Here is a 14,688-nt window from a genome sequence, read left to right as displayed (position 1 = left end):
AGCTGCGCACGAGCCTGGTTCCGCGCGAAGGCAGGCGGCAATCATCGCCGTTACGCCGATGCGCCAAATTTCCCAGCCGCGTCTATTGCCCGGCTTGCTTCGATGAAGCCGAGGTGCTGTCCTTCTTCAGACAGCCTCTGAAGCTCCGTGCTCAAGTAGGGAGAAACCTCCCCTGCCCCATACGCCGCGAGCGCGCGGCCGCGCGCAGCGAAGAAACTGGCCCAGGGCAAGGGTTCGGCTCTTGTGAAGGCATCGAGGCAGTCCGCGTGGCGGCGGGCGCCGGCCCAGTCCCCGCTGGCAAGGCAGGCGTCGACGGCGTAGCGGCGGAATTGGAGATGGTTGTGGCCGACCGCATTTGAAGCAAGGATCGTCTCGCCTTCCTCCAGGGCAGCGGCCCTCATTTCGGGGTCGGGTGCGGCCACGGCCAGGAGGCCCAGATACCAGGGTCCGAGATAGGCCATCCCGGTGCGGCGGCTGATGCGCAGCGCCTCTTCCAGGTCGGCGACAGCCTGTCCGTTCCTACCGGCCAGCCTGTGCACATCGCCGCGAAATGCCAGAGCCTCGGCCTCGAAACGCGGGGCCTCGATCTGGCGGGCAAGACTTAGGGACGCTTCAGCACTTTCCAGCGCCCTGTCGAGCTGCATCAAGGACGACCAGGCGAGGTAGGCGTTCATATGCGCGATCAGCTCGGCGCGCTGATGGACGATCTTCCTGGAGGCTTCGATTGCCGCCAGCGCCTCGCCGAGCAGACCATTGATGTCGCCGATATAGAGGCTGGTGGCCACGACCATCGAGCGGTTCGCGACAGCGATGCGGCCAAAACCGTTGCGTTCGCAGATTTCCACGCATGAGCGGTACTGCCGATGCGCGCTGACCATCTGGCCGCGCATATATTGGGCGTCGCCGATGCCGCCCAGCGATGCGGCCTCGATCTCCGCCAGCCCCGCCCTCCTGGCGAGTTCGAGGCTGAGACGATGCTGTTCCAGGCAGCCATCGATGTCGCCGCGCGGAAAGAGCAGGTTGCCATGGAGGAAGCGCGCGCGGGCGGCTTCCTCGTCCAGCCCGGAGCGTTCGGCAATGCCTTCCACGGCTTGCACATCCGCCAGGGCGCCGTCGACATCGTCGGCGATGCGCTTGACCGCCGCCACGCCCAGCAGCGCGCGGCAGCGCCCGCCCTCCTCCTCCGCCAGGGCCAGCGCCTCGCCGTAGGCGGCGCCGGCTTCGCCGGTGCGGCCGAGACTCAGCAAAGTGTCGCCGCGACAGCGCAGGAGCGCAGAACGGGTCTCGCCATCGCCGCCGARCCGCAGACCGCGCTCCACCAGCTGCAATGCCCGGTCATAGCGATAGGCGCGATTTTCGCGGCCGGCCGCGTCGAGGAAAGCCTTGGGCGCGGCCTGGTCTTGCGCCAGTTCGAGATGCTCGGCATGCATGATCGGATCGCGCTCGGCGAACCATTGCGCGGCGCGGCGATGCAGCGCTTGGCGCTCCCCTCGCGGCAGGGACAGGTATGCGCCGTCGCGCATGAGCGCATGCGCAAACAGAAGATCGTTGCCGGCGGGTTTCAGAAATCCGCGCCGGATCAGGGCGTTGCAGTCCTGTCCGGGACTTTCCAGCAGATGGCCGAGGGCGTCGGGGGCAAAGAGCTGGCCGAGCACCGAGGCAATGCGCAGCGTACGCCGGTCGTCGGGCGGCAGCATGTCCAGCCGGGCAAGCACGACGCTATGGATGGTATCGGGCAACCGGTCCGGTCCCTGGTCGCCGCTGCGAAGCAGCTGTTCGAGAAAGAGAGGATTGCCGCCCGCGCGCTCGACGCAATGGATGGCAAAGACATCGGTCGGCGCAAGGAACTTGCCTGCAAGGGCCAGGGCCTCCTGCCGGTAGAGCGGCGCCAGATCGAGCGTGAGCCGCGGCCCTTCGCCGACTCGCATTTGCCGGGCCGGGTCAGAAGGTTCCTCCTCGCTGCGGGCCGTGGTGACGACGATGACCTGGCTCGTCGTCGMCGCGCCAGCAAGCGCATCCACCTGCGCCAGCGTCTCGGCGTCCGCCCAATGGACGTCCTCGACGACCAGGACGAGTGGCCTGCGAGCGCTTGCGCGCTCGACCAGCTGCGTGAGCGTGCGTTCCAGTCCCTTGGCGCGCGCCGCATTGTCCATCGCGTCATAGCGCGCCGTGAGGTTCTCGGGCAGAGCTTGCTGCAGCAAGCGGTACAGGTGAACCTCCAGATCGGCATCGACGAGGCCGCTGTCGACCGCGATGCGCGGCTCGACGACGAGTCCCTCGACGAGCGCCCGGATCGCGTTGCGTTTGCCGCCCGCGCCGAAGTCGAGGACGAGGCCGGTGTGGCACGCGAATCCCTGTTCGACGGCCAGCCGCTGAAATTCCTCGACCAGCCGCGTCTTGCCGATTCCCGCCTCGCCGCGGACATGCACGACGAGCCCGCGCCCGGTTTCGAGGCATGTCTTCAGCGCGCCGGCGATCTGGGCCAGTTCGGCCTGGCGGCCGACGAAGGCGGTTCTGGCGGCGCCCTCGGACGAGAGGCCCGCCGGCCGCCAGGCCTCGATCGGCTTTTCCGAGGCGCGCGCGACGACGGTGCGGGACTCAGCACTCTCGACAAGGTGTGCAACCGACCGGTGGACTGCCTCAGACAGCAGCACTTCGTCGGCATCCGCCGATGCGGCGAGCACGCCGGCCAGATGCATGGCGGCGCCCGTGACCGTGCGCGCGCTCGCGCCGCCTTGATCAAGCCTGGTGACCAGCATGCGGCCGCTCGCCAGCCCGATCCTCGCCGCAGGAATAGGGCCTTCCACCGCGCGAACCGCCCTCACCACCTCCAGGCCGGCCCGCAATGCGCGTTCCGCATCGTTGCTATGGGCAACAGGCAGGCCGAAGAAGGCAATAATGGTCCCGCCGAGCTCTCTGTCGACCACGCCTCCATGGTCGATGACGGCGCCGCGCACGATGTCCGCGAAGCGCGCGCAGAGGTCTCGCTCGTGCTCGGGATCCTCCTCGTCGGCGAGACCCGACAGGTCCCCCATCTCGACGAACATGACGACGAGCTGACGCAGCTCCGATGCCGGCTCGGCCGGCTCGCGCGCGGCGGCTGCCGGGACGGGCGGCTCTGGATCTGGAGCTCTCGCCGCTTCCCCCAGGCCGGCGGCGACGGGCCGGTCCTGCTCGCGCCGTCTCTGCTGGATCTGCTGGTAAAGCCGCTCGGTTTCCGGTTCGGGCCGCACGCCGAGCTCGCGCTGCAGGATCTCGCGGCAGACGTGAAACTGCCGAAGCGCCGCGCCGACCCGGCCTTGCCTGACATAGAGCTGCATCAGGGCCCGATGGACATTCTCCTGCAACGGGTCGAGCGGCACAAGGCGCAACGCCAGTTCGAGCGCCCTTGCGGACGAACCGGAGGCCAGATGATGCCCCAACAGCGCCGTCAGCGCCTTGACGGCCATCTCGTTGAGATGCTGCCGCGTGGCGGCGAGCCAGCTTTCGAAAGCCGGCGCCTTCGGATTGAAGGCTTCCATGAACGGCCCTTGGTAAAGAGCCGCTGCCTGCTCGTCCGCTTCGCGCGTCCCCGCCGCTGTCAGTTGCTCGAACCGCAGCGCGTCGAGGTCGATGCAATCGGCGGCGAGGACGATCCCCTCCCCCGAGCCTCCCGCCAGTTCCGCCCCTTTCAATCCAAGGAGCTTGYGCAGCACGAGCAGTTCCTGGCGCAGGCTGGCGCGCGCCTGGACCTCGCCGCGGTCCTCCCACAGCAATGCGGCCAGCTTGTCGCGCGATTGCGGGCGGCCTTCAGCCATGGCGAGGTAAACAAGCAGCGCCTGCGCCTTGCGCGACCCAAGCGCGATCTGCCGGCCTTCCCGTGAGAAGACCTGAAGACCGCCGAATGTGCTGATCCGGATCTTCGCCATCGCGCTTGCGCCCTGCCGCTGCAGGATAGAGATGCCGACGGGCGGGCAAAAGATGGAGGTTTGTTTTTGACGAAGCTTTGACGCCCGCCGCGACATTCTTTGACGGCGCCCCGCTAAACCATCCTCCCGAGACACCGCCACAACGGAGGATGCAATGCAGCTCGACCAGGACAAACTCAACGCCTTTCTCGGCAAGATGCTCGACGACATCGGCGCCGCGATGAATGCATCGCTTGTGCAATTGGGCGACAGGCTCGGCCTCTACAAGGCGCTCGCCGCCGGCGGGCCGATGACCCCGTCGGAGCTTGCCGGCCGGAYGGGCACCGCCGAACGCTATGTCCGCGAATGGCTGGCGGCCCAGGCGGCGTCCGGATACGTCACCTACGATGCCGGGTCCGGCCGGTTCTCGATGGCGCCGGAGCAGGCAACCGTCTTTGCCGATGACGACAGCCCGGTCTTCATGGCCGCGCTCGGCGATATCGTCGCCGCCACGGTGATCGATGGCGCCAAGATCGAGGACGCCTTCCGGACGGGCCGCGGCGTCGGCTGGAACAAGCGCCATCCTTGCCTCTTCTGCGGCACTGCGCGCTTCTTCCGCACCAGCTATCTGCATCATCTGGTGCAGGAATGGCTGCCGGCACTGGACGGCGTCGTCGACAAGCTCGAACACGGGGCGATCGTTGCCGATGTCGGCTGCGGGCATGGCGTTTCGACATTGCTGATGGCGGAAGCYTTCCCCAAGTCGCGCTTCTTCGGCTTCGATGCCCATCCCGGCTCGATCGAGGCGGCGCGCAAGRCTGCCGACTCCGCCGGTGTCACTGAGCGCGCGACATTCGAAGTGCAGAGCGCCAAGGCCTTCGCCGGCACAGGCTATGATCTCGTCTGCTTCTTCGATTGCCTGCACGACATGGGCGATCCGGTGGGCGCCCTGAAGCATGTGCGCAAGACGATCGCGCCCGACGGCACGCTGATGATCATCGARCCGTTCGCCGGCGATCGCCTGGAAGACAACCTCAACCCGGTCGGCCGCATCTACTACGCGGGCTCGACCATGGTCTGCACCCCGACATCGCTCGACCAGGAGGTCGGCCTCGCGCTCGGCGCCCAGGCCGGCGAGGCAAGGCTGCGCGAGGTGGCGAAGGCCGGCGGCTTCAGCCGTTTCCGCCGCGCCACCGAGACGCCTTTCAACATGATCCTCGAAGCGCGGCCGTGAGTTCCRACCAGTTTTACCAGGCGATCCGCAAACCAAGGAGAAGACCGATGACCAGATTGAAGCAAGTGCTTGCCGCGACCGTGCTCGCAGCAACCGCCGGCGTTCCAGCAGTCGCGATCGCGGATGAAGGAGCCCCCGGCGAAGCGCCGGTCAGGCAATATCTGAAGGCCTGGGACGCGCGCGATGTCGAGGCGATGCTGAAGACATTCACAGACGACGCCGTCGTGATCCTGCCAGCCCAGGCGCCGATCAGCGGAACCGAAAACCTGCGCGGGCTGCTGACGGCTTTCGTGAAGAGTTTTTCCGAACCGGGCGCGACCTTCACGCCCGGCCAGTTCACGGCGAACGGCTCCGTCGTGTATTTCCTCTGGAAGGGCGACACGCCATCCGGCCGCTATCCCTTCGGCGCCGACACCTTCGTGGTTCGCGACGGGCACATCGCCTACCTGACGCTCGCTTTCGTCGCCGAACCGAAACCCGCCAAGAACTGATCCCGCCCCGCGCGCCGGCCCTGGAGCCGGCTCGCACCAACGACCATTCCGGTACGAGCCGACGCCAATGCCGRCTCGCACCCCGACAACAAGGAGAAACACCCGTGAGCAGCCCGGCACCGATCCAACAGCCACCGCGTTTCGTCGCAACGCGCTACACGGACTTCTGGAACGACGTGCTGGTTCCGAAATTCATCCGCTGGAAGCACATCGTCGTCGACGGCTTGGCGCAGCACAGCGCGCAGGTGTTCCCGACGCTCGAGGTGGGCCCCGGCGACAGGGTGATCGATGCCGGCTGCGGCTTCGGCGACACGACGCTCGAGCTCGCCAGGATCGTCGGCCCCTCGGGTTTGGTCGTCGGGCTCGACTGCTGCGAGGCCTTTCTCGATCATGCTCGCCGCGATGCGGCGCGCGCCGGCATTCGCAACGCCGTCTTTCTCGAAGCCGACGTCGAAACCTATCCGTTCGAACCGATCCACGATTTCTGCTTCTCGCGTTTCGGCACCCAATTCTTCGAGGACCCGGTTGCCGCCCTTTGCAACGTGCGCGCCGGCCTGCGGCCCGGCGGCACGATGACGATGATCGTCTGGCGCGAGCTGGCCGAAAATCCGTGGCTGTCGATCCCGAGGGACGTCGTCCTGCGCTTCCTGCCGCGGCCGAGCGAAAATGCCCGCACCTGCGGTCCGGGGCCTTTCTCGATGGCCGATCCCGATGTCGTCACTCGCCTCCTCGAGGGCGCCGGCTACGGCCAGATCTCCTTCGAGCGCATCGATGCCGACGTACTTGTCGGCCGCGAGCTCGACGAGGCGGTCGAATTCCAGCTCGCGCTCGGACCGGCCGGCGAGGTCTTCCGGGAGGCGGAGGACGAAGCAACCCGGAAACGGACGCGAATAACCGAAGCGCTCAAGGCCGAACTGGAGCCGTACCTGACGCCCGACGGCGTCATGATGGGCTCCAGCTCGTGGAAAGTGACCGCGAGGCGGGAGCGGTAGGCAGAGCAGCGGCGTCCATCCTGGCAGGATCGCGAACGTATCCCTGGCTCAATCGCCGGCTGTAGACATCGCGGCGCCAATCACCCAATCTGCCCGCGGGAACAATAAGCGCTTCGAAGAAAGCGCACGGGTGTGCATGAAAAATCGATGGACCTTGTATGATCCACGGCTGGCCTGGATGCTGACCGCACCGGTGCTTCTGCTGCTGATCTTCTTCCTGGTGCTGCCGATCGCCGTGATGGCGGCCTATACGTTCTTCACCTTCGTCACCGCCGGCGTCGAAACCAGMGCGCTCACGACCGCGAACTGGCACKAATTCCTCACCGACAGCTACTATCMCGGCTTCCTGTTGAAGACGCTGAGGGTCGGCGCCATCACCGCCCTGCTTTGCGGCGTGCTCGGCTATTTCCCGGCCTATTTCATCTGGGCCACCACCTTCAAACACAAGTGGCTGCTGCTGCTCCTGCTCATCGTGCCGTTCTGGATCAGCTTCACCATCCGCACCTTTTCCTGGATCAACATCCTGGGYGAACAGGGCGTCATCAACGTGGCGCTGCTCAAGTTGGGCATCATCAGCGAGCCGCTGCCTATGCTCTACAACGAGGGCGCGGTGATCCTCGGGCTGCTGCATTTCCTGCTGCCCTACATGATCCTCAACGTCTATGTGAGCCTGGAGAGCATCGACCGCACGCTGATCTCGGCGGCGCGCTCGATGGGCTGCACCAGCGCGCAGGCGTTCCGCGAGGTGACCCTGCCGCTCTCGCTGCCGGGCCTCGCGGCGGGCCTGCTGCTCTGCTTCGTGCTCGCGGCCGGYAGCTATGTGACRCCRCAGCTTCTCGGCTCCGGCCGCGACGCGCTGTTCGGCAACCTGATCTACGACACCATCATGGGCGAACTGAACTGGCCGATGGGCGCCACGCTGTCGATCGTGCTCTTCGTCGTGCTCGGCTTCTTCGCGGCCATCTACACCCGCTACATGGGCATGTCGCAGATCGTGAAAGGACTTGGCGGATGAAGCCCGCAGGGCGGAAGGAGGAAGGCCGATGGGCCTGGCGGCTGACCGGCTTCATCACGCTTTGCGTCTACATCTTCATGTTCGCGCCGATCCTGGCGACCGTCATCCTGTCGTTCAACGCCTCGATGTTCGGCGGCTTCCCGATGACTGGGTTTTCCCTGCAATGGTACGGCAAGCTGATGGCCAATGAGGCGGTGCTGGCCGCCTTCCGCACATCGCTGTGGATCGCATTGGTCACCGCGGCCGCCACCACGGCGATCGGCGTCGTCACGGCCTTTGCGTTGGTGCGCTTCGAATTTCCCGGCAAGCAGGCGCTGAGCACGCTGGTGATCCTGCCGGCGCTGGTGCCGGAAACCATCCTCGGCGTCGGCCTCCTGGTGCTGATCAAGGCCGTCGACCAGCCGCGGACCATGCTTCTCCTGGTGCTCGGCCATATCCTGCTCGCCGTGCCCTATGTGGTGCTGATCACCCAGGCGCGCATGGTGGGCATCCGGCGCGTCTATGAGGAGGCGGCACTGTCGCTCGGGGCCCCTCGCCTGTCGTCCTTCCGCGAGATCACGCTGCCGCTGCTTGTCCCGGCGGTCGTGGCGGGCGCGCTGCTCGCCTTCACCATCTCCTTCGACAACACCTCGGCCAGCCTGTTCTGGCGGCCGGCCGGTGTCGAGACCATGCCCACCCAGATCCTTTCCATGCTCAAGATCTCGATCAGCCCGGAGATCAACGCGCTCGGAACCGTGATGATCGTTGTGACCGTCGGCATCCCGCTGATCGGCGGCGCGATCCTGCAAAGCCTGACAAAATTCAGAAGACGTGGCGAACCAAAGGAGGAAGCACAATGAAAATGTCCACCACCAAGCGGCTGGAAAGGCTGCACGATCGGTATGTCAACGGCGATCTCAGCCGCCGGACGTTCCTGAGCCTGACCGCGGCTGCCGCCGCCTCGGCCGGCCTTTCCATGCCGTGGATGAGCCGGGCGCTTGCCGCGGTCRAACAGGTGCGCTTCGACGGCTGGGGCGGGACGGTGCAGGACGCGATCGACAAATATGCCTTCCAGCCCTACACGGCCAAGACCAAGATCAAGGTGGTCCAGGGTACGTTCGGGGACGAGAACGAGATCATCACCAAGATCAAGACGGCGAAGCCCGGCGACTTCCAGATCGTGCATTCGTCCGGCGTCAACTACTACATCAAATACATCAATGCCGGCATGAACTCGGAGATCAACGAGGCCAACATTCCCAACATGGTGAATGTGCTGCAGCCGATGATCGAACCGTTCCGCAAGCTGACGCCGAAGCTCTCGGCCGTGYCTTACGACTACGGCACCACCGRCATCGCCTACAACACCAAGGTGATCTCGCCGGAGGAAGCGCAGGAAAACGGCGCCGCGCTTTTGCTCGACAAGAAATATGCCGGCAAGATCGGCGGCTATGCCGACATGACCACGCGCGTCTGGTACGCGGCCTTGGCCACCGGGCAGGACCCCAACAACATCAAGGACATGGAAATGATCTGGGCCAAGGTGCGCGAGACGCGCGACCTTGCCAAGAAGTTCTGGAGCTCCGGCGCGGAGCTGATGGACCTGCTTTCCAAGGGCGAGATCGTGGTGACCGATGCCTGGTCGGGCCGCGTCGCCGCCCTGCAGGACCAGGGCCATCCGATCGGCTATCTCGATCCGGCGGGCTCCTATGCCTGGATGGAGGACATGCTGATCCTGAAAGGCTCGCCGATGGCCGAGTGCGAGGAACTGATCAACTTCATGCTCGACCCGGCGACCTCCATCGCCGTGGCCGAGGGCCAGAGCTATCCGCCGTCGCTCGACCCGACCAAGGTCAAGCTCACCGAGAAGATCGAGAAGCTGCCGGCCTTCGACAAGACGGGCTCGATGAAGGCGCTGACCTTCGCCGATCCGGTCTACTGGGCGACCAACGAGGACGCCTGGACGAAGCAGTGGGACAGGATCGCGAAAGGTGCCTGACAGCCACGACACGACACTCAGCCCCCGGCCGGTTTCGGCCGGGACACCCGCCGCGGTTTCCGGCGCGGCCGAGGCGAACAGGCCAGCGGTCGAGTTCCGCAACATCGACATCGCCTACGGCAAGTTCGTCGCGGTGCGCGACTTCTCGCTGTCGATCCACAAGGGCAGCTTCGTCACGCTGCTCGGGCCTTCAGGCTGCGGCAAGACGACGATCCTGCGCTCCATCGCCGGGCTGGTCGACATTTCGAGTGGCCAGATCATGATCGACGGGCGGCGGGTCGACGACGTGCCGATCTACAAGCGCAATATCGGGCTGGTGTTCCAGAGCTACGCGCTGTTCCCGCACAAGAGCGTGTTCGACAATGTCGCCTTCGGCCTGAAATACCGCAACGTGCCGAAGCCGGAGATCGCGCGCAAGGTCCGCCAGGCGCTGGAAATGGTGCGGCTGCCGGGCAGCGAGAAGAAGCTGCCCTCGCAATTGTCGGGCGGGCAGCAGCAGCGCATCGCGCTGGCCCGCGCCATCGTCTTCCAGCCGCAGGTGCTGCTGCTCGACGAGCCGCTCTCGGCGCTCGACGCCAACATGCGCGAGGAAATGCGCGTCGAGATCAAGAAGATCCAGAAGGAAACCGGCATCACCGCCATCTTCGTCACGCACGACCAGGAAGAAGCGCTCTCCATGTCGGACCGCATCGTGGTGATGAATGCCGGCGCGGTCGAGCAGATCGGCGCGCCTGAGGAGGTCTATGAGACGCCGGCCACCGCTTTCGTCGCCGACTTCCTCGGCAAGGCCAATATGCTTGCGGCTACAGTGAGCAAATCCGACGTCACCAGGTCCGGGGGCCCGACGACGGTCGCGCTTGCCGCCGGCCAGACGGTCGATGTGAAGTCGCCCAGGCGGCTTGCGCCCGGCTGCAAGGTCACCGTCGTGGTCCGGCCGCAAAAACTGTCGGTCGGCGCGGCGGCGGGCTCGAACCGGCTCTCCGGCCGCGTCGTCTCGACCTCCTATCTCGGCGGCAGCGCCATCTACGAAATCGACATCGGCGGCAAGACAAGCGTGCGGGCCAACGCGCCGATCAACGGCCGCGTCATCCGCGAGGGCGAGGCCATCGAGATCGGGTTCGACCCCGGCGGCTGCGTTCTCCTGGACGAGAGCGGGCGGCGGATCTCCTAAGACGCCCGCGCCGCTCCCTCCTCACAGAGGCACTATTTCACCGCTTGAGCAACCAGGCGGTTGGGATGCCTGAGATGGGTCGGCGTGATGCCGGTGTGCTCGCGGAACACCCGGCTGAAATGCCCGGCATTGCCGAAGCCGCACCGGTAGGCGATTTCGCCGACTGCCAGGTCGCTGCCTTCCAGCAGCGACTTCGCATAATGCACGCGCAGCGCCAGATAGGCGGCCATCGGGCTGATGCCCAGCTCGGTCGCGAAAAGGCGCTCGAGCTGGCGCCGCGAGCAATTCAGGCGGCTTGCGATCTCGGTGACCGATATCTTCTCCTGGAGGCTGCTTTCCATCAGCAGCAGGGCGCGCTTGACGGCGCGGCTCGAGGCTTCGGGAAACAGGTCGCCGACGGGCTGCACGTCCCTGATGTTGCGGATGCGATCGAGCACAAGGATCTTGGCGGCCTTCTCCGCCGCCTTCTGGCCAATGAACTGTGACACGAAATAGCCGGCGAGGTCTGCCGCGCCGGTGCCGCCGGCGCAGGTCGCGCGGCCGCGGTCGACGGAATACAGGCTGTCGGCATGCGCGTTCACCTCGGGGAACTCGGCCCGAAAATCCTTGATGTGGAACCAGCTGACGGCGGCGCTGTAGCCGTCCAGCAATCCGTAGCGCGCGAGCACGAAGCTTCCCGTGCAAAGCGCGGTTATGGGCACGCCCCTGTCGGCGGCCCGCAACAGGAACGCCTCCTTTTCCGAGCTGAGGCTTCGGTTGGTGTCGAGCAGGCCGCCGACCACGACGATGTTGTCGAAATCCTCCGGATTGCCAACCGGCTTCGTCGGCAGCAATTCGACGCCGCAGCTCGCCCTGATCGGCAGGCCGCGTTCGCCGACGATCTGCCAGTCGAATTCCACCCTGCGGCTGCGGTCGCCCTCATCGCCCGCCAGGCGCAGCGTGTCGATGAAAAGCGACAGCGGCGACAGGGTGAAGTCGCGCACCAGGAGAAACGCAAATTTCTTGGCCATTTGTTTCCCGAGCTATCCCTCGCGCTATCCGAAGCTCGTCCGGTCCAAATTGTCTTGCCTGCCTCTCATACGCGCGAGCTACCGATCCATCAGCCTATATATTGTGTACCAAGAAAATACAATTCATTGACTCGCCCGCAAGCGCATGCGATTCTTCCAGCGGTGCCAAATGTGTGATCGACTGGCAGAATCATTCCGAAGGTGCGCGATGAAAGGCAGCAAGGGCAGTCTTTATGACGATCTGAAGCGTCGCATCCTGACAATGGAGCTCGATCCCGACGAGGATCTGGACGAGGTGGCGCTGAGCGAGCGTTACGGCCTGTCGCGCACCCCTGTCCGAGAAATCTTCCGCCGGCTGGAGGGCGAAGGCTATATCGAAATCCGGGCGAACCGGGGCGCCCGGGTCGTCCCGATGAACCACGCGACGCTGAGACAGTTCTTCCTGGTTGCGCCGATGGTCTACGCCGCCGTCGGCCGGCTGGCGGTGCAAAATTTCAAGCCTTCGCAGATGTCGGACTTGAAGGACACGCAGGAGCGGTTCCGCACGGCCAGCAAGTCGGGCGACGCGCTTGCCATGGTGGTCGAGAACAACCGTTTTCACGAGATCATCGGCGAGATGTCCGCGAATGCCTACCTTCAGCCAAGCCTCGGCAGGCTGCTGATCGACCACGCCCGCATCGGCCATACCTTCTTCCGTCCACGCAACGACGACATGCGCAAGCGGCTCCAGATGGCCGTCGAACACCATGACGGCTTCATCTCGGCCATAGGCGCGCATGACGAGGACGCCGTCGTCGACCTCGTGTTCGAGCACTGGGAACTGTCGCGCGAGAACATGGAGATGTTCATCGCGCCCCAGGGCTTGAAGGCGGATGCCCTGGTCGGCGATTCCTGACGGCGGCTTTGGTCTAGAGCGTTCGCCGTTTCACCGAAACGGCGAACGCTCAATCTCTTTGCTTTGACGCAATTCCTGACGGAAAACCGCTTCACGCTTTTCCTGGAATTGCTCTGGAGACAAACGCCGGCCGCCGGTCCCGGCAGCGGCCTCGAACCTTCCTCGAAGAAGCAGATTCAGCGGCCGCCGCCCCTGGACGCCGATGCGTCAGGCCTGTTCCAGCCAGACCTTCTGCAGATCCATCTGGAAGGTCGGGTGGATGGCGTAGTTCCTCACCTTCTTGCTCATGTGGTTGTAGAGCTTCTGCCAATAGGGCTGGATGATGATCCCCGAGTCCTGAATGATGGTCTCGATGTCCTTCATCACCTCGCGCCGCYTTTCGGGGGCGCTCACCGACAGGGCCTGCTTGAGCTTCTTGTCGAATTCCGGATTGGAGTAGCCTGTCTCGTTCCRGGCCTCGCCCGTACGAAATGCCAGCGCCAGAACCTGGACGCCAAGCGGACGCATGTACCAGACCGTCACGGAGTATGGATACTTCGTCCAGTCGTTCCAGAAGGTCGAGCCGGGCATCACCGTACGCTTGACCTTGATGCCGGCGTCGCGAAGCTGGGCCGCGATCGCATCCCCCGTGCTCTTGTTCCAATCATCGTCGACGGTAATCAATTCGTGCTCGAAATCCGCCTGRCCCGCCTCGGCCATAAGTTTCCTGGCACCTGCCGCGTCGCGCGCTTTCTTGGGCAGAGGGTAGTATTCGGGGTGGATCGGGCTGACAAAATGGTTCTCACCCACCGTGCCACGCCCGGCATAGCCGAGTTGCAGCACAACGTTGTTGTCGACCGCCATCTGGAGAGCGTTGCGAACGCGCTTGTCATCATAGGGCTTCTGCGTGACGTTGGTGCGGGCAACCAGCGTGGTCGCGGTCTGGATCTCCGTCTGGTGAAGTCCAAGCTTGTCTAGAATCTCGACGTAGTCCGCTCCGGTTTCATTGTTGAGGTCGACCTCGCCGGCCTCGAAGGCGCTTACCATCGCGGCTGGATCGGTTCCGTAGTCGATGAACTCGATCCCATCCAGCAGCGCCTCGCCACCCCACCACTTGCCGCTCTCGCGCCGTTTGACGACGGCCTTTTGGCCGACGTCGTAGGAGACRAGCTCGAATGCACCGGTGCCGATCGGCTTTGTCACCGGATTGGCGCCATCGGCGTCAAAATTGCGGTGCACGATCAGGCCCGGATAGTCGGTGATATTGGCGATGATCGCGATGTCCGGGTCGCTCGGCGAGAGCTTGACCGTGTAGTCATCGACCTTGGTGACGGCGCCTTCCCGCACCTTGCCGGTCTTCGGGTCGACCAGGCTGTTGACGCGTGCGGCCATGGAATTGCCCGGCGCGTTCTTGTCACACCAGCGATTGAAGTTGTAGACGACATCGTCGGCGTTAAATGTGTCGCCGTTGTTCCAGGTTACGCCCTTGCGGACATGGAGCAGGTATTCGGTGGCGTCGCCGTTGACCTCCCAGCTCTCCAGAAGCACCGGCTCGAATGTGAATTCGCGGGTATACCTGACCAGCGGCTCGAGCCAGGTGCGGCTGATATTGGCCATCTCCACCCAATCATAGGTCCGCGGATCCTTTTGCTGCTTTACGACCATGGCAACGCGAAGCGTTCCGCCCTTCTTGCCTTCCTCGGCGAATGCCGGCGTCGGCGCGGCCAGACCGACCATGCCGTAGGCGACCGCGGTCGAGGCTCCGAACGCGCTGGCAATCGCGAGGAATTCGCGYCGGTCCATAAGGCCTTTGCGAACGTCCATGGCCATGCGGGTTATCTCTTTCGGTACGCGGGTTCCTCCGCTTTTGAAGAACTTCATTTCGAGTGCTCCCTTTTGATGATTGTTTGTCTCTCTCACGCATTGCCCAACCAACTTTCGGCTCCCGAGGTAGCGGGCCGAGCCCTCGGGTTTCGGAACCACCCGTGTCTCCGCCCGACAGCGAATGGCCAGCAGGAGAATGTCAGCCGTCCGGC

At 64.8% G+C, this 14,688-nt stretch carries 11 protein-coding genes; 8 read left to right on the top strand and 3 right to left on the bottom strand.

Annotated elements, in window-relative coordinates; genetic code table 11:
- Positions 1-50 precede the first annotated feature (50 nt).
- Positions 51-4,082: a BTAD domain-containing putative transcriptional regulator gene (locus ORS3428_RS11610; protein ID WP_172833680.1), complete on the bottom strand. Its 4,032-nt coding sequence runs from the start codon at positions 4,080-4,082 to the stop codon at positions 51-53.
- Between ORS3428_RS11610 and ORS3428_RS11605 the strand changes: the two genes are divergently transcribed.
- The 7 genes from ORS3428_RS11605 to ORS3428_RS11575 all read left to right on the top strand — a co-directional run bounded on the left by ORS3428_RS11605 (position 4,063) and on the right by ORS3428_RS11575 (position 10,768).
- Positions 4,063-5,121, top strand: coding sequence for a class I SAM-dependent methyltransferase (locus ORS3428_RS11605; RefSeq protein WP_071097645.1), 1,059 nt, complete (start codon positions 4,063-4,065; stop codon positions 5,119-5,121). The two genes, ORS3428_RS11610 and ORS3428_RS11605, sit on opposite strands and share 20 nt — an antisense overlap.
- A gap of 47 nt (positions 5,122-5,168) precedes the next feature.
- Positions 5,169-5,612 carry a nuclear transport factor 2 family protein gene (locus tag ORS3428_RS11600; RefSeq protein ID WP_071097643.1) on the top strand — a complete coding sequence of 148 codons (444 nt, stop codon included), beginning with the start codon at positions 5,169-5,171 and terminating at the stop codon, positions 5,610-5,612.
- 104 nt (positions 5,613-5,716) lie between these two features.
- Positions 5,717-6,604, top strand: coding sequence for a class I SAM-dependent methyltransferase (locus ORS3428_RS11595; RefSeq protein WP_201788307.1), 888 nt, complete (start codon positions 5,717-5,719; stop codon positions 6,602-6,604).
- Positions 6,605-6,782: 178 nt separating this feature from the next.
- Positions 6,783-7,619, top strand: a complete 837-nt coding sequence (locus tag ORS3428_RS11590) for an ABC transporter permease (protein ID WP_244507929.1) — start codon at positions 6,783-6,785, stop codon at positions 7,617-7,619.
- Complete coding sequence (locus ORS3428_RS11585; protein WP_083355095.1) at positions 7,616-8,458, top strand: ABC transporter permease; 843 nt, start codon at positions 7,616-7,618, stop codon at positions 8,456-8,458. The genes ORS3428_RS11590 and ORS3428_RS11585 overlap by 4 nt, the downstream gene beginning before the upstream one ends.
- Positions 8,455-9,597 carry an extracellular solute-binding protein gene (locus ORS3428_RS11580; RefSeq protein ID WP_083355094.1) on the top strand — a complete coding sequence of 381 codons (1,143 nt, stop codon included), beginning with the start codon at positions 8,455-8,457 and terminating at the stop codon, positions 9,595-9,597. Before ORS3428_RS11585 ends, ORS3428_RS11580 begins: the two co-directional genes overlap by 4 nt.
- Complete coding sequence (locus tag ORS3428_RS11575; protein WP_071097638.1) at positions 9,590-10,768, top strand: ABC transporter ATP-binding protein; 1,179 nt, start codon at positions 9,590-9,592, stop codon at positions 10,766-10,768. Before ORS3428_RS11580 ends, ORS3428_RS11575 begins: the two co-directional genes overlap by 8 nt.
- 32 nt (positions 10,769-10,800) lie before the next feature.
- Here ORS3428_RS11575 and ORS3428_RS11570 read toward each other — a convergent pair whose 3' ends face one another.
- Complete coding sequence (locus ORS3428_RS11570; RefSeq protein WP_071097635.1) at positions 10,801-11,778, bottom strand: GlxA family transcriptional regulator; 978 nt, start codon at positions 11,776-11,778, stop codon at positions 10,801-10,803.
- Between the two features lie 208 nt (positions 11,779-11,986).
- On the opposite strand from ORS3428_RS11570, the gene ORS3428_RS11565 reads away from it, so the two are divergent.
- The gene (locus ORS3428_RS11565) at positions 11,987-12,673 is read left to right on the top strand and encodes a GntR family transcriptional regulator (RefSeq protein WP_071097632.1); all 687 of its coding nucleotides are present in this window, start codon (positions 11,987-11,989) and stop codon (positions 12,671-12,673) included.
- Between the two features lie 207 nt (positions 12,674-12,880).
- On the opposite strand, the gene ORS3428_RS11560 is transcribed toward ORS3428_RS11565, so the two are convergent.
- Positions 12,881-14,533, bottom strand: coding sequence for an ABC transporter substrate-binding protein (locus ORS3428_RS11560; protein ID WP_071097630.1), 1,653 nt, complete (start codon positions 14,531-14,533; stop codon positions 12,881-12,883).
- Positions 14,534-14,688 lie beyond the last annotated feature (155 nt).

It is taken from the genome of Mesorhizobium sp. ORS 3428, from assembly GCF_001854785.1.
In the GTDB taxonomy this organism is placed as follows: domain Bacteria; phylum Pseudomonadota; class Alphaproteobacteria; order Rhizobiales; family Rhizobiaceae; genus Mesorhizobium.
Note: the sequence above shows the minus strand (reverse complement) of the source record. Positions and strands in the feature narration are given on the sequence as shown.